Below are 19,784 nucleotides of genomic sequence, written 5' to 3' on the forward strand. Positions count from 1 at the left end.
AGTTTCGGACCGGGACCCGCCACGGATCCGCGCCCCTGACCCGGTCGGGCAATAAATTGTTGCCGGGGAGCGCATCGATCAGCGCCTGCCCCGTGGGCACGATCGTTTGGAGACGGGCATGGACGAATCGAAGTGGGAGACCCCGCTGTACGTGACCTTGGAGGAGCCCATCACGGTCGGTGTCCTCTGCCGTTGCCTGACGAACCTGCTGCTCGGGGCCCTCCTCGGTTTCGCTCTGATCCTGTTCAGCGCGGCCCCCGGAGGGTCGCCGTCCGGCGGCCCGGCCCAGACGCCTCCCGCCAGCATTCTCCTCGGTCTCGTCGTCCCGGTGGTGATCGGGTTCCTCTCCCACGGGAATGCCGCGGCCCTCTTCTCGGCCGGCACCGGCACTCTCCTGCTCGTTCTGCCGCTGTCCATGGCCGCCCCGCTCAAGTCGATGCTCCCCTGGATGGGCGGGGCCACCTTCATCGCCGCGGGAGCGGCGCTGCTGTTGCGCCACTCGTCACCTTCCGACGACGCTCCCAGGCCGATGGGACACCTGAAATCGGTGGCGGCCGGGATATTCGCGGGGTTGCTGGCCTGCCTTTTCCTGTCGTTCCGGGTCACCCCGACAGCGGCCCTGGAAGCGGGATTCATCCCCTGCCTCGCGGTCGTCGCGATGACGCTGCTCAGCTTCGGGATGGTCTCCAACGGCACCTTCCTCGGCCCCATCGCTCTGGTCATCGCCTGCACGGCCATGGCCGTGTACACGAACATCGGAAAGGACAGCTTCCTGACCGCCATGGTGTTCGGGGTGATCGCCCTGTCGGCGGCGATTCCTTCGATGACCGAAGAATCCCGCGAACCCCGGATCCTCAAGGTCCCGGCGCTCCCCGATTAGCGGCGCCACCCGGACCGGGAAATCCCGCGTGGCAGGGGGCAAGGGCCCGGCCAATCGGCTTCACCCCGTCCCGGGGGTTTCAGCGCGGGCGGTTCTTGGCAGTGCGGTGGGCCTTCGCGGCGACCTCGTCGACGGGCAGCGACGCCAGGTCCGTCGGCATGCCGCGGCGTTCGAGGGCCTTGGTGATCAGGAAGTCCGCGACCTTCGGGTTGGCGGGCAGGATCGGGCCGTGCAGGTAGGTGCCGATCACGTTGCGGTACCGCAGCCCCTCCTGCTGGTCCTCGCCGTTGTTGCCCGCGCCCCGCAGCACCTTCCCGAGGGGTTCGTGGCCGTCGTCGACGTAGGTGCGGCCGGAGTGGTTCTCATACCCGACGACCTCCCCGAACTCCGGGGTTTCCAGGGTGATGTTGCCGATCAGCCGGTCGGTGCCGGCGCGGGTGTCGAGCGGCAGGATGCCCGCTCCCTTGATGGTCTTTCCCTCGCCGGTGACGAAGGTGCGGCCCAGCAGCTGGTACATGCCGCAGATCAGCAGCATCGGCGCGCCGTCCTCGACGAGGCGGCCCAGTTCGTCGATGTGGTGTTGGAGGTCTTCCTGGATCTTGTCCTGCCCGGCGTCCTGGCCGCCGCCGCCGAGGAAGATGTCTCCGGATCCGAGGTCGGTGTCGTCGCCGGGGTTGTGGTCGACGATCTCGGCGTCGATTCCGCGCCATTCGAGGCGTTTTTGGAGCACGCGCGCGTTGCCCCAGTCGCCGTAGAGGTTCATGTCGCGCGGGTAGAGCTGGACGATGCGGATCATGCCACCGCCTCCTGGTCCTGGCCGAGGGCCAGTCCGGACATCAGTTTCCGCAGGGCCGTCATGGCGGTGTAGGTGGTGTAGATGCGTTTCGGTTTGCCCGGGTTGAGGGCGGCGAAACGGTCGAGGGCGTGCTGCAGGTCGGCCTCGATCTCCCCGACGGGCACATCGTCGTAGGCCAGGCGCAGCGCCATCCCGTCGGCGCGGGTGCCGGTGACCAGCGCGACGGAGTCGAGGGGGGTGAAGTCGACGTCCCACAACCAGCTGATGTCGCGGCCGTCGGCGTAGTTGTCGTTGATGGCGATCATGTTGTCCGCCTTGCCATCGGCGAAGGACAGCAGCGACAACCGGAAGCCGCTGGGGTTTTTCACCAGCACCAGTTCCATCGGGACGCCCTTGTAGGTGATGGTCTCGCCGCGGCCGAACGCGGGCCGTACGTTGCCGAGGGCCTCGAGGAGTTTCTGCGTGGGCACCGCGTCGCCGACGATCCGCCGTACCAGGGTCAGGGCGGCGGCGGCGTTGATGAGGTTGTAGACGCCGTTCAGGCTCATCTCGACGACGTGGTCGGTCCCGTCGATCTCGTAGGTTGCGCGTCGCCCGTCGATGGCCTTCAGCAGCACGTCGGCGCGGGCCTCGTGGTTGGCGTGGGCCTGGCCGCCCTTGAGGGTGTCGTCGGTGGGCATCAGCGCCAGCAGTTCGTCGGTGGTGCCGAAGTAGACGGCCTCCGCCTTGGCGCGTTCCCGGATGCGGTAGACGCGCGGGTCGTCGCGGTTGAGGATCACCGCCTCGGTGGCGGCCTCGGCGTTCTTCGCGAGCATCTCGGCGGCGGTGTCGATCTCACCGAACCGGTCGAGCTGGTCGCGCATCACGTTCAGGAACAGGCTCATGCGCGGCTTGACCTGGCGGACGAAGTGCACGGCCCAGGCCTCGTCGAGTTCCAGGACGGCGATGTCGGCGTCGAGTCTGCCGCGCCAGTTGACCAGCGGCAGCAGTTCGGAGATCACCCCGCGGGAGAAGTTCGATCCGGTGCGGTTGGTGAACACCTTGTACCCGACGGCCTGCAGCAACTCGGTGACCACCTTCGTGGTGGTGGTCTTGCCGTTGGTACCCGAGACCAGCACGACGCCACCGGGGAGGGGTTCCAGGGTGCGCCTGAGGTATCCGCGATCCATCCTCTCGACCACCAGCCCGGGCAGCGCCGAACCACTGCCCCTAAGCCGTGCCACCTGTTTGACGAGCTTCCCGATCATGGTGCTGATGGTGTGACGAGGCATGAGGGGAATCCTAGCCCCTGCGGAAAGAGCATCGGCCCCAAAGCCAGTTGAACCGGACCGATGGACAGCGGCATTACATGTCCCTCCCGTGCACGACTCGCGGAGGCTCGACGGTTCAACGTCACCACACGACGGCGGTTTCAAGTGGTGTGTGCAACGTTGAGTAGTTGTTCCATTTTCTCGGCTGGTGTGGCCCAGTCAAGTACTCGGCGGGGTCGGGTGTTGAGGAGGTCTTCAGCGTGTTGGACCTGGGTGTCGGTGATGTGGGTGAAGTCGGTGCCTTTGGGGAAGAAGTCCCGGATCAGGCCGTTGCTGTTCTCGTTGGTGGGGCGTTGCCAGGGAGAGTGGGGATCGCAGAAGTAGGCCTGGCAGCCCGAAGCGAAGGTGAAGCGGGCGTGTTGGGCCATCTCGATGCCCTGGTCCCAGGTGAGGGTCGTCATCAAGGTGGCCGGGAGTCGGCGGGCCATCTGGATCAACGCGTCGGTCACGGTGGTGGAGTCACGGCTGGTGACCCGTTGGATCATGGTGTAGCGGGTGGTGCGTTCGTTGAGGGTCACCAGGGCCGAGGTGCCGCCCTTGCCGATGATGAGGTCTCCTTCCCAGTGCCCGGGAACTGCCCGGTCCTCGACCTCGGCCGGACGGTTGGTGATGGTGGCCTCACCGATCCAGCTACGGCTACCCCGCCCGGACAGCCGTGACCGGGGACCTCGGGTGGTACGTCCGGAACGCAGGGCTTTCTCGACGGTGAGTTCATGACGCAGCCCGCCGGCGGCCTGGACGTAGAGGGCCTGGTAAATCGTCTCGTGACTGACCCACATCGTGGGGTCCTCCGGGAAGTCCTGACGCAGCCGGTGAGCGATCTGCTGCGGGGAATGTTTGTTGTTCAACCGTGTCACCACCTCGTCCCACAACGGTGTCCCGAGTACCAGCTTCCTGTCCTTGGGACGCCGACGTGACCAGTCTGCCAGCCGCTGCGCCGGCTGGGCCCGGTACCGGCCAGGACAACGCTTCATCTCCCTGGAGACCGTGGAACGGTGGACACCGAGTTCTGCAGCTATCTGGGAGGGCGGAACCCGGTCACCGACCCGAACCTCGATCAGGATCCGCCCCGCCAGGGTCAACCGGCCCTGCCCGTCACGCCACTGCGCTGGCTCTCCCACTTCCAACACCGGGTTCTCCCGTAACCGCCGCCGACGCCGCCGCGGACTGTAACGATGCTCGTTCAACCCACCAACCCCTCCCACCCGGCCCCTCGACAACACCATCCCCGCCTCGACAGCCACCTTCCTCACAGTGGAAGGACTACCACCCAACTCCCGCGCGATCGAATGACACGACCGGCCCTGCCCCAACAACACCAACATCAACCCACGACGCTGCTCATCCAACCGCACAACACACCTCCAGAAACTGTTGTTGCGCACACCCTCTGAACCCGCCGACGCTGAACCGCTCCTCTTCCGCGATTCGTGCACAGGGGAAGGGGAAAGGGTTGTGACGTAGCCAGCACACCCCCGGACACCCCCGCCATGGTTTCGACACGCCCGGCTCGCAGAGCGAAGGGCAACTCAACCAACTTCGGGGGAGTCGTTACTTGTTTCCGGGTTGCCTGTACTCCTCGCCGTATTCCTCACCGTTGGGTTCCGCGGGTCCGGGTTCCGCCGGTTCGGGTGCCGCGGGTTCGGGATCCGTGGGCTCGGTTTTCTCGGTTTCCGGGTTCACGGGCCTGCTTTTCATGACCTCGCGGCCCTTGTCGCTGAGTTCGCGGAAACCCTTGTTGATCTCGTCGACGAACCGGTTCAGGTGGCTGCCGAGCTGCTCCAGGAACTCCCTGGCGCCCGGGGATTCGACATCCGGGTGGGTCTTGGCGTACTCGGCGCGCTGCTCGTCGTAGAAGGCCCTCGCCCTCTCCCCCACGAGCCCGGCGAATCCGGCGACGGCGTAGGCGGCGTCCGCCATGAACCTGAGCGCGGCGTCGTCGAGCTTTTCGTTGTCCGTTCTGTCCCGCCCGGTCTCCCCGGGAATGATCTCCCCCTCGGGAACCCCGGCCTGCCCGGGTTGGTTGTTCTCGACCTCGTGAGTCTCCTGGCTGCTTTGCTCTTCACTCATTTCGTCCTCCATTTCACAACGCCTCGAACTCCAGTGTCTCCGCACGAGCACGAAGACACCAGAGCTGCACCCCCCTGAGTTTCCCCGGAACGGCCCCTGAGATCAGCTCAGAACTCCGGGAGACCTCCGCCACGAACCTGTGGGTTCGTGGCGGAGGTCTCGTGTTCTTTCGCCGCAAGGGACGCCGGGGCGTCAATCAGAGGGCGCCGTTGTTGAGTTTCTTCTGCAGTTCCATGATGCAGGTCGAGCCATCCGAGAAGTACCCGTCCTGGGGCGTGCCGCAGTGTCCCTGGAGAGCCATGATGGTGTTCGTGCCGATCAGACCGTCGGCGTCGACACCCAGCCGCTGCTGGAGAGCCTTGATGACCGTCGACCCGGTCGCCAGGCTGTCGGAAACCCAGTCCCAGCCGCTGGTGAGTCCCGGATTCTTCGCCTGCCAGGACACGGCCTGACTCGAGACGACCCCATCGGTGGGAGTGCCGAGCACCTCCTGGAGGCGCCGGGTGGTGGCGGTACCCCAGTAGCCGTCAACGGTCACCGAGCCGCTGGGGGGCTGCTGGCTTCCGCCACCGCTGTAGTCGAGCCCGGGAACGAGACCGCCGTTGGTCCACCCGGGATCGGTGTTGAAGTAGCCAACCGGCACGGTCTCGTCTCGGGCCTCGAAGGATGTGTTGTTGTCGCCACAGGAGATACCGATGTGCCCGTCGAACCACAGGATCGCGCCCGGGGTCGCCCAGGCCTGCTCGAGGCTGATCGGGTTGCAGGCGTCGTACTGGGCACCGGAGACGCGCGGAAATGAAATACCCAGCTGGGCGAGCGACCACTGGACCAGCCCGGAACAATCGAAAGAGCTGGGGCCGGCGTCACCCCAGATGTAGGGGCATCCGGCCTTGGCCTCGGCCGTCTGGAGGAAGTCACGTCCGGAAGCAGCAGCCGAGGCTGGCGTGGCGCCGATAAGGTTGGCCGCGCCCAGCAGCCCCATGGCGGGGACGCCCAGCGCAGCGGTCGTCAGCAGGTTCCTGCGGGACATCTGTGGCCGTACAATATTCATTGATTCCTAACTCCTTGAACTCGTGGTCAATCCTTGGCGGATCAGGTCCTTCCTCCAATGGATCGAACCTTTTCCTTTGCGCCGGTCCTCACGACATTGTTGTGAGGTCAGAGGCGACGCTACCTCTTTCCCCCATGGACAGCGGCGGTGATCATCCGGGTCAGCCTCCGTCGACGACCCGGGCGGCCCCACAGTCAGAACGTGTTGTTGTTGAGTGCTTTCTGGAGAGCCGTGACACAGCTCGAGGATTCCGTGATGGAGCCGTCCTGGACAGTTCCGAAGTGCGCCTGGAGCGCCTTGATGGTGTTCGTGCCGATGAGACCATCCGCCTCGGTACCGAGTTTCTGCTGAACCGCACGGATCACCTCCGATCCATGGGCAGAATCATCGGGCATCCATTCCCATCCGCTGGTCAGGCCCGGATTCCCGCTCTTCCAGGATTCGCTCTGACCCGAGACCAGACCGTCGGCGGTGGTACCGAGCACTTCCTGGAGGCGACGGGTGGTGCTGGATCCCCAGTAGCCGTCGACGGTCAGGCTGATGGTCTCGGACAGGTCGGGGTAGATCAGACCCGGGACGAGACCGCCAGAAACCCACGCGCTGGTTCCCGGCTCAGTGTCGAAACGTTGGAGCGGGTAGTCGTAGTTGCGCGCCTCGAAGGTGTGGACGCCGTCGCCACAGGAGATACCCACGTGACCGAAACGCCACATGATGGCCCCCGGGGTTTTCCTGGCCAGCCCCAGGTCGATGACGCTGCTGGCCCCGATCTGCAGTTCCGAGGTGCGGGGGAAGTCAACCCCCAGCTGCTTGAGTGCCCACTGGATCAGACCGGAGCAGTCGAAGGCATCGGGGCCGGTGCCACCCCAGAGGTAGGAGCAGCCGGTCTTGGTCTCCGCGGTCCTCAGGAAATCGGCCCCGGTCGTCTGGGCGGCCGATGCGGGCGTGGCTCCGGAGAGGCCGAGAGCACCCAGGGCTCCCATGGCGGGGAGGCCAAACACCGTGGTGGAGAGAAGTTTTCTTCGAGACAGTTGTGATTGTGTGGTCTGCATCGCCTTGACTCCTTGATTGTTTTGGTTCGCGGCAGATGAGGTTCCTTAGTCATCGGCGGGCCGGGCCCTTATTGCCCGCACTCTGAAACCCTGCGGTACCGGGCACGTTGTTCTGTTTTGAACGTCATGCCAAGCTGCGGATCACCCGCCCGGCACGTCCTTGCCCGGACACCACCTTCGTAACACAGCGCAACCCTCGAGTTCAAACTTTTCCTGAGGATTCTCAGCTCGCCCCCGGGGGCGGTGACGCCTTGCAGTCTCCTCCCCATTTCGCCCGGACGAACCCAACGCAGGTCGCCGATTTCGCCCGTCACAAGGGGGTTTGCTCGGGATTTCCGTTCGCGAACGGACCGGAGGGACGAGCGGGACGGATCGCCGGTTGCAACTCCAGAGAGTCATCCAAACGTACGACATCCCTTTGTCTGAGAGATTACTGAGAAGTCTCGGGGTTCCGGATGGACCCCCGGGTCGCCCGATCAGGCCTTCTTCGCTGGTTCCGTCCTCCGTTTCGCAGAACCTCTGGTTCCGGTGCCACCACCGCTCGATCCCGGTGACACCAGGTCTTTCCGGAACCCCCCTGGGGCGACGGAGTCGGCGGAACACCTGCGGTCGCGGTCAGGTCGTGAGGTCCGTTCCCCTTGGAGCTCACGCGCCGCGGCAGCCGTTCAGGCGACCCGGGCGGGGTTGGGGCTGTTTCCGGACCCCAACCCCGTCGGTTTGGAGACATCACCCGCTGTCGTCCCCAGGTGGGTCTCCTTGAACCTCCCGGAATCCGACGCGCCGCGCACCCCTTGCGCGCGGCGGTTTTCTCCGCGAGGTCCTCGTCCGGGATGATCTCGAACCGTCACCGCGCAGCCCGAGGCAACTGGCTCCACGCCGGTTGACCCCGACCTCGAGCCGGAACACAGGACCGCGCGACCTTCTGATTCATGACCGTGGAACCGTGGCCGCCTCATGCGCTCTCAACTCCTTTCGCGGTGGGACGGAATCGCTATCCATGCCGACGCGCCGAGATTAGCACTCGGAGGAAAGAATCCTAAAAGATTCTCAGACTTCTATCAGGCTTCTGGAGCGGCCTCCAGCCGGGTCCGGAAAATCGCCGCCACGGGACCCGGAAGAGAACGAAACCCTCCCAAACGAAACCACCGAACAGGCTTTGACTAGGCAGTTCACCGCTTCTCGCGGCACACCTGCGCGCGGCGGAGGAAGAGAAGAGACGTGCCTGGAGCATCACGACCCCGGAAACAAGACAAGCACTCTGCCGACCAAAAGTATGACAAGCGAATTCCTCCTGCGTGTTGCCCAAGGTCTATCTGAGAGCTCCCTGAGACGCGTCGGAACACGTTCCGGGCGCCGGAGTTCCCTTCCCGGCCTCAGATGCGCGTGACCGCCACCCCCTCGGGGATCACCTGGCCGTCGCGGTAGGGAATGACGGCGTGGAACTGGGGTCCGCCGTCGAAAACCAGGGGAAGGAAGTGGCGATCCCCCTCCCACATGGGCAGGTCGCCGAGCCCGGCGAGGGGAACCCAGCGCAGCGGGCCGTCGTCGTTGCGCTCCGGGGGTTCGCCGTCGAAGGCGTCGACGAGGAAAACCAGCCCGAACCAGTCGCTGCCGTCCGAACCGAAACCCGGCCATGCGACGGTTCCGCGCAGCCGCAGGGAGGTCACATCGATCCCGGCCTCCTCGCGGAGTTCCCGCTTCAGACAGGCGGCGGCATCCTCTCCGGGTTCCAGCTTGCCACCGAGGCCGTTCCACTTGCCCTGGTGGTCGTCGCCGGCGCGCTGGCGGTGCACCAGCAGCACCCGGCCGGCGCGGACGACGTACCCGAGGGTGCCGATGACGGCCCGGAACACCGCCGGGCCTCAGACCACGCGGCGCAGCCAGCCGTGCCGGTCCTCGGCGCGGCCGAACTGGATGTCCAGGAGGTGGGCGCGCAATTCGCGGGTGCGCGGACCGGGCTCCCCGTTGCCGACGGCCTGCGCGCCGTGCTCGGGGGAGTTGAAACCGACGATCGGGGTGATGACGGCCGCCGTGCCGCAGGCGAAGGTCTCGGCCACCCGACCCGAGGCGACGCCGTCACGCAACTCGTCGATGGAGATGGGCCGCTCGACGGGGGTGAGGCCGTGTTCGGGCGCGAGGGTGAGCAGCGAGTCGCGGGTGACGCCGTCCAGGATCGACCCGAGGGCGGGGGTGACGAGCTGGTCGTCGTTCGTGACCATCATGAAGTTCATGGTTCCGCACTCCTCCAGCCAGCGGTGTTCGGCGCCGTCGAGGTAGAGCACCTGCCCGCAGCCGTGGGCGGCGGCCTCGTTGGCGGCGGCGAGGCTGGCGGCGTAGTTCCCGCCGCACTTCGCGGTGCCGGTGCCGCCAGGAGCGGCCCGCGTGTAGTTGGGGGTGATCCACAGCTTCACGGGGGCCGGGTAGTAGGCGCCGACGGGCGAGGCGATCAGGCCGTAGCGGTAGTTCTTGGCCTCACGCACCCCGAGGTAGGGTTCGTCGGCGATCTCGAAGGGACGCAGATACAGGCTGCGCTCACCGTCGGGTTGCGGCACCCACTCCTGCTCCAGCGCGACCAGTTCGTCGAGGGATGCGAGGAACAGCTCCTCGGGGAAGGGCGCCATTTCGAGGCGTTCAGCAGAGGAGATGAAACGCCGCGCGTTCCTCTCGGGACGGAACAGCCACACCGAGGAGTCGGCGTGGCGGTAGGCCTTCAGCCCCTCGAAGATCTCCTGACCGTAGTGGAACACCGCGGCGGCGGGATGCAGCTGCCACTGGCCCGTCGGGATGATGCGGGCGTCACGCCAGCCGAGACCCTCGGTGTAGTCGGCGACGGCCATGTGGTCGGCGTAGAACTTACCGAACACCGGATCCGCCACGATGGCGGCACGCTCAACCTCGGGCGTAGGGTGATCGGTGCGGCGGAGTTCAAACAGCGACATGGCCGAAGACTAGTCCACCGCCGGGGACGAAACGGGCACCGCACCCGTTCTCGAGACGCCCCGGGAACGCCCTCCGACCGGAAATCCATCACCCGGTCCACCTGCCGTCAGCGGCCCATATCACATAATCTGAGCAAAGTAAGTGCACCGGGGTTCACCCCGACTCTCCCCTGAATTTGACTTCCTGAGAATCCTGAGAGAGTCTTTCCCAGTCCGTACCCGAAAGCAGGAGATGCCGATGCGCAAGCTTGTGATCTGGTTGACCGCGGCCGCGGTGGCCATCGCAGGAATTGTTCTAGCAGCATCGGCAACCGCCAAGGGCGAGAAGGCCACGGTGGGGCCGTCGGTGGTCGGCATCCACGCCCCCTGCCCCACCACCCATCCCTGGCCGGGCGACAAGGCCCCGATCTCCGAGATCACCAAGCAGCTGTCCGACAACTTCGGTGTGACCTTGGCCGGCAACGGCTGGACCGACGCGAACCGCACCCAGATCAGCGTCGTGTGGCAGGCCCTCGACGCCGTCTCCTGCACCGACTTCCTGGCCAATCTCAAGGCCAAGGTATCCGGCACCATCGGCATCAACGCCGCGAGCATCGGTGGATTCGCCTGGGGCGACTGGTCGCTGACGAAACCCGGCTACCTGACCTTCGACTTCACCAAGTGGAAGGAAGCCGTCGATCTCGGCGACATCGGCCGCCTGTCGCGAATCGTCATCCACGAGTTCACCCACATCTTCAACGCCGACCGGGATTCGAACCCCAAGTACTGGACCGAGTTCCAGGGCCTCGCGGCCAAGCAGGAAGTCTTCAGTTCCTACGCGGGCAGGAACAACCTGGAAACCCTCCCCGAGGTGGTCGGCTACTACGTGGCCCGCTGCGCCAAGGACAACCCCTACGACACGGGCAAGTTCAACGCCTACTACGAGTGGGTCAAGACCAACATCTTCGCGGGCCGCGAGTTCGGGCCCGCCCCCGGCACCAAGGCCAGCTGCGACGTGACCCAGGACCAGATCCCCACCCCCACCCCCGACTGGGTGAAGGCGCTCAGCGGCGACTGACGACGGTCGGCCCCGGGTGTCGCTAGGCTCCTGGCACATGAGCAAGACCAAAATGCCCTCCGTGCAGGGCACCAAGGGTTCAAAACCAACCCTCACCTTCCCCGGCACCGAAGCCCCCGAAGGCCTTCACGTGCAGCTGCTCGACGCCGGAACCGGACCGGAGGTCAAGGCGGGCGACACCATCTCGACCCACTACCTCGGGCAGTCCTGGGACGGAGCAGTCTTCGACAACTCCTACGACCGGGGCCGGCCGCTGAGCTTCCGCGTCGGCGTCGGAGAGGTGATCCGCGGCTGGGACGACGGCCTCGTGGGTCAGCGCGTCGGTTCCCGGGTCCTGCTGTCCATCCCCGCCGAACTCGGCTACGGCGACCACGGCGTCCCGCAGGCCGGCATCAAGGGCGGGGCGACCCTGGTCTTCGTCACCGAGATCCTCGGCATCGCCTGAACGGCCCCTTCCCTGAAGCCGGCTGAGCAGGTCGGCTCAACCAACTTCCACCCCCACAAGCCGGTTGAGCCGGGTCGCGAGGAACGAGCGACCCGAGTCGAAACCAACTGCGCCTCCCAGAGCCTCTACACTTTCCGCGGACGTGGTGGGAAAGGAGCACGAGGTGGCAAGGACCGGGCGGCTGGCCTGGATCGTGTGGGGCGTCGGCATCCTCGCCTACTGCGTCGCGATCATGCAGCGCACCAGCCTCGGGGTCCTGGGGATCCAGACGGCGAACCATTTCGGCACCAGCGTCGGCATCATCTCCACCTTCGTGATGCTCCAACTCGCGATCTACGCGCTGGCGCAGCTACCCGCCGGGGTGCTGGTGGACCGCTACGGGTCACGGGTGGTGATGATCACAGGCTCCGGGGTGATGGTCGCCGCGCAGGTGATCATGGCCTTCGCCGACTCCCTTCCGCTGGCCTTCGCCGCCCGCATCCTGCTGGGGATCGGCGACGCCTGCATGTACGGTTCGCTGCTGCGGCTCATCCCCGAGTGGTTCGCACCGTCGCGGGTGCCGGTCCTGACGCAGCTGGCGGGACTGCTGGGGCAGATGGGGCAGGTGGCCTCCGCGACCATCCTGCTTCCCCTGTTCAACGCCCAAGGCTGGGCGTGGGCCTTCCTGGGTGCGGCCCTCGCATCCGGGGTCGCGGGGGTCATGAGCGCGGTCTGGGTTCGCGACGTGCCCCCCGGCCGGACCCGTCCCGCACCGAAGGAGGAGAGGCTCTCCGACCTGCCCCGCGGCATCGCCGACGCCTGGCGGCATCCCGCGACCCGGCTCGGGTTCTGGGTGCACTTCACCAGCGGTTTCAGTGTCAACGTGTTCGCGATGATCTGGGGCATCCCATGGTTGCAACGGGCGGAGGGACTCTCGGAGGCCGAGGCCGCCTTCCTGTTCAGCCTCACCGTCTACGGCGCCATCGTCTTCTCACCGCTGCTGGGTTGGCTGACCTCACGTCACCCGCTGCGTCGCAGCAATCTGGCTCTCACCGTCATCGGGGTCAATGTGCTCGGATGGGCGGCGGCGCTGCTGTGGCCGGGAAGGGCACCGTGGTGGCTGCTGATTCTCCTGGTGGTCGCGATGTCCGCGGGCGGTCCGGGTACCGGCATCGGATTCGACTATCCCCGCACCCTGCTGCCCCCGCACCGCCTCGGCGCGGCAAACGGCCTGGTCATCACCGGTTCCTTCACGGGAGCCACCCTGAGTCTGCTGGCCATCAGCGCCTTCCTGGGCTGGCTCAACCCCTCCGGCGACTACACCGCCGAACAGCTCGACCAGGCCATGGCGTTGCAGTTCCCGTTCTTCGCCGTCGGCCTGATCGGCATCTTCAGCACCCGCCACCGGCTGCGCACCATGATGCGCCCCCACGGGGTGATAGTCCCGACCTGGCGGGAGGTCGCGGAGAGAATCCGCGCCGGCAGGCGTCGCTGAATATTCGAAATCAGAACAGGCCCTCGGGTTCCTGGGGTTGGGCGTAGGCGGGATCGACCCCGTTGAACAGTGTCGAAACCGAGTTGCCGCTGTGGATGCGGGCGATGGCCTCCGCGAACAGCGACGCCACGCTCAGCACCTTCAGGCCCGGGAAGTTCCCGGGGGCGGGGACGGTGTTGGTGGAGACCACCTCCGAGATGTGGGTGGCGGAGGTGAGGCGCTCCACCGCCGAGCCTGCGAACAGGCCGTGGGTGCAGGCGATGGAGGCCTCGGCGCAGCCGAAGTCGGCCAGCCGGGAGACGATCTCGATGATCGACCCGCCCGTGGCGATCTCGTCGTCCAGCACGATGGCCTTCTTGCCCGCGACGTCACCGACCACCGACGAGATCACCACCTTGTCGTCGGCGAGGCGTTGTTTGTTGCCGGCCGCCACGGGCAGCCCGAGCAGACGCGCCAGCAGCGTCGCCTGTTTGGCGTTGCCCAGGTCCGGGGAGACGACGACGTGGTTGCTGAGGTCGCGGCCGCGGTAGTGGTCGGCGATGACGCCGAGCGCCGTGAGGTGATCCACCGGCACGGAGAAGAACCCGTGGACCTGCGGGGCGTGGAGGTTCATCGTCAGCACCCGGTCGACGCCGGCGGTTACCAGCAGATCGGCGACGAGACGACCGCCCAGGGAGATGCGGGAGGCGTCCTTCTTGTCGGAACGGGCGTAGGCGTAGTGCGGGATCACCGCCGTGATCTGCGCTGCCGACGCGCCGCGTGCGGCGTTGACCATCAGCAGCAACTCCATCAGGTGCTCCTGGGTGGGTGGCACGAGAGGCTGCACGATGTAGACGTCGCGTTGTCGGCAGTTGGCGAGCAGCTGGGCCTGGAGGCAGTCGTTGCTGAACCGGGAGATCTTCACGTGGCTCCGGGGAACCTCAAGATGGTCGCAGATCTCGTCAGCCAGCGCATGATGGGCGGAACCGGAGAAAACAACGATGCCCTTCACGGTCTCTCCTTGTTAGACGGCTGTACGTCCCCACCCTAGTGGGGAGGCCGTCGCCGAGACCGCCAAAGGGCGCCGCGACACGGTACCCGTCAAAACTCCTGTCAGCGATCGCCCGCCTCGACGCCAGCCCTCCCGTCATCCGCTGGCCCTCCCGTCATCCGCCAGCCTTCCCGACGGAAACGCCACCCCAACCGTCATCCGCCAGCGCTACAGCGCAAGCAAACGACCACAAGACAAGCGAACCCCGGACCGACCCCACAAGGCAGGCAAACGCTATCCTCGACCCGTGAGGCGACGGCGCAGAGCGCGACCCATCCGGGTGAAATCGTCGCCAAGTTCGTTGTCGGTGACGGTGTAGGCCCAGGTGGCGCTGGGGATACGGGATCCCAGCGATTCCAGGTCCAGCCGCCCATCGACGACCGGAGCTTCCAGGAGGGCGGCGACGGCGTCGTCGAGGATGCGTCCGGAAAGGCCCTGGTAGGCCGCCCCCATCTCCTTCTCGAACTCGGTCAGCGGATCCTCGCGGGCCAGCACCCGCAGGTGGATGCCCTCGCGCAGCTCGGCTGCGTGCCCGAGGTGCGCGCTCCAGGCGGCGTCGATGGCTGCGACCAGCGCCAGTCGCGCCCCTTCCTCGAGTTCGTCCTCCCCGACCCGCTCATCCAGCTCCGCGACCTCCTCGGGCGCGTGTTCGGCGAGCCGGTCCAGGGCCTCGGGCCCCTCGAGACAGGTTTCGCGCACTTCGACGAGATGGGTGCGTTGGCGGCGCAGCAGTTCGCCGTAACGCCACGACAGCCACCTCAGGTTGCGTTGGTCGCCGTCGCTGACCCGCTGCGCATGGTCCACGACCCCCAGGACACGACGGTTCGCGCGGCACTGTTCGACCTCACCACCGCCGTCCACGACCGCGGGTTCGGGATGGTCGGGGTCGTTGTCGGTGACGAGGCGGTCCGCGAGGCTGGCGAGGAACACCGACTCCCCCGGATCGCCCTGCCGGCCGGCGCGTCCGCGGAGCTGGTCGTCGAGTCGGGCGCTGGGGAAACGCCCCACCCCGACCACCAGCAGCCCGCCCGCGTCGACGGCCTCGGGTGAGGGCACCACGTCGGTGCCGCGCCCGGCCATCTGCGTCGAGACCGTGACCCGGCCCGCCTCACCGGCCCGCGAGATGATCGCGGCCTCCTCGGTGGCGTTGCGGGCGTTCAGCAGCACGCATTCGACGCCGAGGCCGCGCAGCAGGTCCGCGATCCGCTCCGATTCCCTCACGCTCTGGGTCGCGACCAGCACGGGTCGCCCCCGTTCCCCGGATTCCCGGACGAGGTCCGCCAGGGCCGCGTCGCGATGCCCGGAGGTGGCGTGGAGCCGGGTGGGGTGGTCGTTGCGGCGGCACGGCAGGTGCGACGGGATGACCGCGACCTGCAGCCCGTACAGGGATTCGAGTTCCTCCTCGGCGGACCGCATGGTCGCGCTCATGCCGACGAGTTTGTCGTAGCCGCCGACCAGTTCGGCGATGACGAGCTGGTCGAGGACCTGGAGTCCGGGAGCGGTCTCGAGGGCCTCCTTCGCCTCGACGGCGAGCTGCAGCCCGTCGGGCCAGCGTTGCAGCCGGTCCACCCTTCCCCGCGACCCACTGACGAGCCAGACGCGGTCGTCGGCGACGAGGTAGTCGACGTCGCGTTCCAGGGCGGCGTGGGCGTGGAGGGCGAGGTTCAGCGAGACGAGGAACTCGGAGTCGGTGCCGAACAGGTCGCGGTCGGGGTGGTCGTCCTCGACGCGGCGCAACCCGTCGTCGGTGAGGTGGACGGTGCGACGGTCGGGCGCGACGACGTAGTCGCGGCCCGCCTCGAGGCCCCGCACGTAGGCGGCGAGCCCCAGGGCGTGTTCATCGCGGTGCGGTTCGGCGTCGGCGGCGAGCACCAGGGGCACGCGGGCCTCGTCGAGCAGGACCGCGTCGGCCTCGTCGACGAGCACCACCTCGCGGCGGGCCCCGGTGCGGTCCCCGGGCCGGGCGGCGAGGCGGTCGCGGAGCAGGTCGAAACCGGCCTCGGCCACCGAGGAGTAGGTGATGTCGGCGGCGTAGGCGGTCTGCCGGGCGGTGAGGTCCTGGTCGGCCTGCACGGCCGCGCAGGTCAGTCCGAGGCCGCGGTACAGCGGACCCATCCAGTCGGCGTCGCGGGCCGCGAGGTAGTCGTTGGCGGTCAGCACGTGGACGTGGCGCCCCTCCAGGGCCCAGCCGGCGGCGGCCATCGCACCCACGAGGGTCTTGCCCTCCCCGGTCGCCAGTTCGATGGAGAACCCTCGCAGCAGGGCGGCGGCGGCCAGGTACTGGTTGGGGAAGGGGTCGAGCCCCACCTCCCGCCCCGCCACCTCACCTGCGACCGCCAGGAAACCGGCCAGTTCGGCGTCACTGGTCGCGTCGAAGGATGTCGGGGCCTCTGGCGGGTTCTCCGGCATGGCGTCCACCACCCGCTGAAGGCGTTTGAGGCGTTTGTCGTTGGCGGAACGCCACATGGACTCGCGCAGACGGTCGGCAACGGATGTGAGGGGCAAGATGACTCCTGGGTTGGGTGCCACCCAGCCTAGGGCGTATCACGAAAACCACGCTTGGTAGCGGAAGAATCCGGTTTTGCAGCACCCAGTGCCGTTTCGTGCCCCGAAAGAGGAATTTCTGAGTTTGAGTGCTGCGCAGCCGGGTTTTTTCCCGACGCCCCGACCTGCACGGAACGGATCCGTCCCTGCACGGGAGCTAGGATTCCCGCATGTTGGCCGCAGTGATCACGTGTTCGGACCGGGCCGCCGCCGGGATCTACCCCGACCGTTCCGGCCCGCTGCTGCGGGAGTCCCTGAACGGGCTGGGATTCGAGACCCGGGAGCCGAGGGTGGTGCCCGACAATCTCGTCATGATCCGCGCCGCCATCCGGGAGGCCGTCGCTTCCGGGTCGCGGGTGGTGCTTACCACCGGAGGCACGGGAGTCGGGCCGCGCGACGTCACCGCCGAGGCCACCCTCGACCTGCTCGCCTGCGAGCTTCCCGGGATCATGGAGGCCGTCCGGCGTCGCGGCGCCGAGAAGAACCCCCACGCCCTGTTGTCGCGGGGCCTGGCGGGGGTGGTGGAGTGCGCCGGGACGCGGGCGATCATCATCAACGCGCCCGGCTCTGAGGGCGGCGCATCCGACACCATAGAGGTCGCAGGCCCACTGCTGCGACACCTCGTCGAACAGCTCGACGGCGCCGATCACTGAGCACATGCCGGGAGCCGTTGCTCTTCGACGGCGAACGTCACGGTTCTGCCGCGAGCTCTTCGACGGCACCGCGGCGAATGGCCTCGGCGCTGGCGAAACGTTCGGCGAGCGTGCGACGCTCCTCTTGGCAACGCCCCTAGAAGGACCGGCCTCACTCCCCCTTGGGCGGGGGCTGGTTGCCGTCGTCGCGCTGGGCGAGGAAACGTTCCACCGCCGCCGCTATCTCGTCGGCGGAGGGCAGGTCCTCGCCGGTGGGTTCGGTGTAGCGGTCGTACTGCTCCTCGAGCTGGTGCAGCAGCTCGCGGGCGGTCTCGTCGCCGCGGGTGTCGGCCTCGATGGCCATCAGGTTGGCCTCGGCCGCCAGGTCGAGTTCGTCGGTGGGCAGGGCCAGCTTTGTCACCTCCGCGTAGCGGTGAAGGATGGTGGCCGCGGCCTGTGTGAAGGAGGCGTTGGCGAGGTAGTGGGGCACGTGGGCGGCAGCTCCGTAGGAACTGATCCCGAGCTTCCCCAGGTGGTATTCGAGGTAGGAGGAGAAGGACGCCGGGATCTCGAGGCGGTCGATCCAGCGGGGGTTCTGCTGCCGCAGCTCCGGATCGGTGGTATGTATCGCCAAGGGCGTGGGGCGCGTGTGCGGGAAGGCCATGGGCATGCCGTAACCGGTCAGCAGCATCGAGACGTCGAGCCGCTGGACCAGCCCGACCAGTCCGTCACGGAACAGTCGCCAGCGGTGATCGGGTTCCGGACCGCGCATCACGAGGTACGGCATTCCCTCGGCGTCGCGTGCCAGGTGCAGGTTCAGCACTGGTTCCTCGAGCGAGGCCCAGTGGTCGCGGTCGAAGACCATGGCGGGACGGCGGGCACGGTAGTCGTGGACGAGGTCCATGTTGAACGACCCGAGCAGCTGCGGTTCGGAGTGCTCCAGGAGGGCCTCGATCAGCGTCGCACCGACGCGTCCCGAGTCGATGAAACCGTCGAAGAAGTAGAACAGCGGAGGTCGCGACCCCGCGACGGTGCCCCACAGGTCTTCGTTGATGGCAAACCAGTCGGACATACCCCCAGCCTAACCGCTGAACCCCCGTTTTGCGCCCCTGCCGGAACCGGATAGCCATCCGGGGACGAGCGGCCACACGAAACGGGCACCCGGGGAGGCGTTTCGTGCCGGTTGAACCGGGCCGCGGTCATCCGCGGTGCATGACCTGCTGGGCCTCGCGCACGGGAATCATCACGACCAGCCCGGCGGCCAGCACCAGCACGATCCCGAGGATGCCGAAGTGCACCGCCGACTCGCCCGCCGGGACGAGGAACGATCCCAGCCACAGGGACAGCACCCACAGCGACGACGCCAGGAAGGACACCGCCCGGCCGGTCGTCGCGTACAGCCCGAACACCTCACCCGAGTGACCCTCCGGGATCAGACGCGCCAGGAAGGACCGCGACGCCGACTGCGCAGGGCCGACGAACAAGGTCATGGCGATCCCGAAGATCCAGAACACCACCGGCCCCCGGTCGTGGAGCAGGAAGATGCACGACCCCAACCCCACCAGCGCGCCCAGCGAGATCAGGATCACCCGTTTCGGCCCGGTCCGGTCGTCCAGGTGCCCGAAGACGATGGTCGCGAGCCCCGCGACCACGTTGGCCACCACCCCGAAGACGATCACCTCGCCGGTGCTGAACCCGAACACCAGTTTCGCCAGCACCGCACCGTAGGTGAACACCCCTGCCAGGCCGTCGCGGAACAGCGCGGAGGCCAGCAGGAACCAGGTCGTGTGCGGGGAGACGCGGTGGATGCGGATCACGGAACCTATGAGGTCGCGGTAGGCCCGCACCGGCGACTGGCGCGGCGGCGGGGAGGCCACGGGCCGGTCCTTGATGGCCATGAACAACGGAATGGTGAACAGCACCGTCCACACCCCGCACAGCAGCATTGAGTTGCGCACCCCGTCGGGGCCGATGTCGGAGCCCGCGACGGCGACGATCAGCAGCAGGATCGCGATCCCGCCGAGGTATCCCATGCCCCAGCCGTACCCGGAGACGCGGCCGACGTTGCCGGGGGTGGCCACCTGGTCGATGGCGGCGTAGTAGTTGACGTTGGCCACCTCGGAGACGATGTTGCCGATCCCGAGCAGCGCCAAGCCCAGCCACAGGTACTGCTGCCCGGGCGCGACGAACCACAGCGCCGCCGAGACCGCCGCCAGCGCCCACGTCTGCCAGCGCAGGTGGAACATCCGCCTCCCGGAGCGATCCGTGCCCTGCCCCAGCACCGGCGCCAGCAGCGCGATGAGCACCCCGGCCACGGCCATCGCTACGCCCAGCATGAACGCCGGCGTGTCGTCGCCGGCACCGGTCCCGAACAGCGACCCGGAGGAGATGTAGGTGCTGAACACGAAGGTGGTGATGACGGTGGCGAAGGGCTGGGTTCCCCAGTCCCACATGCACCAGCTGAAGATCTTTCCCCAGGAGGTGCGTCGTTCGCGCAGGGCGGCGGC

17 protein-coding genes are annotated in these 19,784 nt (G+C 67.3%); 5 read left to right on the top strand and 12 right to left on the bottom strand.

Translation table 11 applies throughout. From position 1 onward, the window contains the following. The first annotated feature begins 118 nt into the window (after nucleotides 1–118). Nucleotides 119–880 (top strand): hypothetical protein, encoded by a 762-nt coding sequence (locus EL272_RS14710; protein ID WP_061787484.1) that lies wholly within the window; start codon nucleotides 119–121, stop codon nucleotides 878–880. A gap of 79 nt (nucleotides 881–959) precedes the next feature. Here EL272_RS14710 and EL272_RS14715 read toward each other — a convergent pair whose 3' ends face one another. The 8 genes from EL272_RS14715 to EL272_RS14750 form a co-directional block, all read right to left on the bottom strand. Then, the gene (locus EL272_RS14715) at nucleotides 960–1,676 is read right to left on the bottom strand and encodes a type 1 glutamine amidotransferase (protein WP_061787483.1); all 717 of its coding nucleotides are present in this window, start codon (nucleotides 1,674–1,676) and stop codon (nucleotides 960–962) included. Then, complete coding sequence (locus tag EL272_RS14720; RefSeq protein ID WP_061787482.1) at nucleotides 1,673–2,947, bottom strand: Mur ligase family protein; 1,275 nt, start codon at nucleotides 2,945–2,947, stop codon at nucleotides 1,673–1,675. The genes EL272_RS14715 and EL272_RS14720 overlap by 4 nt, the downstream gene beginning before the upstream one ends. Nucleotides 2,948–3,087: 140 nt before the next feature. Next, nucleotides 3,088–4,116, bottom strand: a complete 1,029-nt coding sequence (locus EL272_RS14725) for an IS30 family transposase (RefSeq protein ID WP_244926071.1) — start codon at nucleotides 4,114–4,116, stop codon at nucleotides 3,088–3,090. A gap of 421 nt (nucleotides 4,117–4,537) precedes the next feature. Then, nucleotides 4,538–5,056 (bottom strand): hypothetical protein, encoded by a 519-nt coding sequence (locus tag EL272_RS14730; protein WP_123824005.1) that lies wholly within the window; start codon nucleotides 5,054–5,056, stop codon nucleotides 4,538–4,540. 196 nt (nucleotides 5,057–5,252) lie between these two features. Then, complete coding sequence (locus EL272_RS14735) at nucleotides 5,253–6,107, bottom strand: C40 family peptidase (RefSeq protein WP_073970094.1); 855 nt, start codon at nucleotides 6,105–6,107, stop codon at nucleotides 5,253–5,255. 194 nt (nucleotides 6,108–6,301) lie between these two features. After that, nucleotides 6,302–7,156, bottom strand: a complete 855-nt coding sequence (locus EL272_RS14740; RefSeq protein WP_073970093.1) for a C40 family peptidase — start codon at nucleotides 7,154–7,156, stop codon at nucleotides 6,302–6,304. A gap of 1,373 nt (nucleotides 7,157–8,529) precedes the next feature. Beyond that, nucleotides 8,530–9,009, bottom strand: coding sequence for an NUDIX hydrolase (locus EL272_RS14745; protein WP_061788115.1), 480 nt, complete (start codon nucleotides 9,007–9,009; stop codon nucleotides 8,530–8,532). A 9-nt stretch (nucleotides 9,010–9,018) separates the two neighbouring features. Then, nucleotides 9,019–10,095: a branched-chain amino acid aminotransferase gene (locus tag EL272_RS14750; protein WP_061788114.1), complete on the bottom strand. Its 1,077-nt coding sequence runs from the start codon at nucleotides 10,093–10,095 to the stop codon at nucleotides 9,019–9,021. A 238-nt stretch (nucleotides 10,096–10,333) separates the two neighbouring features. Here EL272_RS14750 and EL272_RS14755 point away from each other — a divergent pair, with 238 nt between their 5' ends. From EL272_RS14755 to EL272_RS14765, 3 genes are all read left to right on the top strand, one after another. Further along, nucleotides 10,334–11,152 carry a hypothetical protein gene (locus EL272_RS14755; protein ID WP_061788113.1) on the top strand — a complete coding sequence of 273 codons (819 nt, stop codon included), beginning with the start codon at nucleotides 10,334–10,336 and terminating at the stop codon, nucleotides 11,150–11,152. A 37-nt stretch (nucleotides 11,153–11,189) separates the two neighbouring features. After that, nucleotides 11,190–11,597 carry an FKBP-type peptidyl-prolyl cis-trans isomerase gene (locus tag EL272_RS14760; RefSeq protein WP_061788112.1) on the top strand — a complete coding sequence of 136 codons (408 nt, stop codon included), beginning with the start codon at nucleotides 11,190–11,192 and terminating at the stop codon, nucleotides 11,595–11,597. A 163-nt stretch (nucleotides 11,598–11,760) separates the two neighbouring features. Then, on the top strand, nucleotides 11,761–13,071 hold the full coding sequence (locus EL272_RS14765) for an MFS transporter (RefSeq protein WP_082793898.1): 1,311 nt from the start codon (nucleotides 11,761–11,763) through the stop codon (nucleotides 13,069–13,071). A gap of 10 nt (nucleotides 13,072–13,081) precedes the next feature. On the opposite strand, the gene EL272_RS14770 is transcribed toward EL272_RS14765, so the two are convergent. After that, nucleotides 13,082–14,062, bottom strand: a complete 981-nt coding sequence (locus EL272_RS14770; protein ID WP_014848010.1) for a ribose-phosphate diphosphokinase — start codon at nucleotides 14,060–14,062, stop codon at nucleotides 13,082–13,084. Between the two features lie 273 nt (nucleotides 14,063–14,335). Beyond that, a complete protein-coding gene (gene secA2 / locus EL272_RS14775; protein ID WP_061788110.1) occupies nucleotides 14,336–16,606 on the bottom strand; it encodes an accessory Sec system translocase SecA2 in 2,271 nt (756 codons plus the stop codon). Nucleotides 16,607–16,815: 209 nt separating this feature from the next. Here secA2 and EL272_RS14780 point away from each other — a divergent pair, with 209 nt between their 5' ends. After that, nucleotides 16,816–17,298, top strand: a complete 483-nt coding sequence (locus EL272_RS14780; RefSeq protein WP_061788109.1) for a MogA/MoaB family molybdenum cofactor biosynthesis protein — start codon at nucleotides 16,816–16,818, stop codon at nucleotides 17,296–17,298. A gap of 151 nt (nucleotides 17,299–17,449) precedes the next feature. Here the strand turns inward: EL272_RS14780 and EL272_RS14785 are convergent, their stop codons facing one another. Together EL272_RS14785 and EL272_RS14790 are read right to left on the bottom strand one after the other, a co-directional pair. Further along, complete coding sequence (locus EL272_RS14785) at nucleotides 17,450–18,349, bottom strand: PAC2 family protein (RefSeq protein WP_014848014.1); 900 nt, start codon at nucleotides 18,347–18,349, stop codon at nucleotides 17,450–17,452. A gap of 127 nt (nucleotides 18,350–18,476) precedes the next feature. Continuing rightward, nucleotides 18,477–19,730 carry an MFS transporter gene (locus EL272_RS14790; RefSeq protein ID WP_123824282.1) on the bottom strand — a complete coding sequence of 418 codons (1,254 nt, stop codon included), beginning with the start codon at nucleotides 19,728–19,730 and terminating at the stop codon, nucleotides 18,477–18,479. Between the last annotated feature and the right edge of the window lie 54 nt (nucleotides 19,731–19,784).

The organism is Arachnia propionica (assembly GCF_900637725.1).
GTDB classification, from domain to species: domain Bacteria; phylum Actinomycetota; class Actinomycetes; order Propionibacteriales; family Propionibacteriaceae; genus Arachnia; species Arachnia propionica.

Coding starts and splice junctions, on each gene's coding strand:
- EL272_RS14715 (WP_061787483.1), bottom strand. CDS start 1,676: ATGATCCGCATCGTCCAGCTCTACCCGCGCGACATGAACCTCTACGGC.
- EL272_RS14710 (WP_061787484.1), top strand. CDS start 119: ATGGACGAATCGAAGTGGGAGACCCCGCTGTACGTGACCTTGGAGGAG.
- EL272_RS14740 (WP_073970093.1), bottom strand. CDS start 7,156: ATGCAGACCACACAATCACAACTGTCTCGAAGAAAACTTCTCTCCACC.
- EL272_RS14790 (WP_123824282.1), bottom strand. CDS start 19,730: ATGTGGGACTGGGGAACCCAGCCCTTCGCCACCGTCATCACCACCTTC.
- EL272_RS14735 (WP_073970094.1), bottom strand. CDS start 6,107: ATGAATATTGTACGGCCACAGATGTCCCGCAGGAACCTGCTGACGACC.
- EL272_RS14785 (WP_014848014.1), bottom strand. CDS start 18,349: ATGTCCGACTGGTTTGCCATCAACGAAGACCTGTGGGGCACCGTCGCG.
- EL272_RS14750 (WP_061788114.1), bottom strand. CDS start 10,095: ATGTCGCTGTTTGAACTCCGCCGCACCGATCACCCTACGCCCGAGGTT.
- EL272_RS14780 (WP_061788109.1), top strand. CDS start 16,816: ATGTTGGCCGCAGTGATCACGTGTTCGGACCGGGCCGCCGCCGGGATC.
- EL272_RS14760 (WP_061788112.1), top strand. CDS start 11,190: ATGAGCAAGACCAAAATGCCCTCCGTGCAGGGCACCAAGGGTTCAAAA.
- EL272_RS14730 (WP_123824005.1), bottom strand. CDS start 5,056: ATGAGTGAAGAGCAAAGCAGCCAGGAGACTCACGAGGTCGAGAACAAC.
- EL272_RS14720 (WP_061787482.1), bottom strand. CDS start 2,947: ATGCCTCGTCACACCATCAGCACCATGATCGGGAAGCTCGTCAAACAG.
- EL272_RS14755 (WP_061788113.1), top strand. CDS start 10,334: ATGCGCAAGCTTGTGATCTGGTTGACCGCGGCCGCGGTGGCCATCGCA.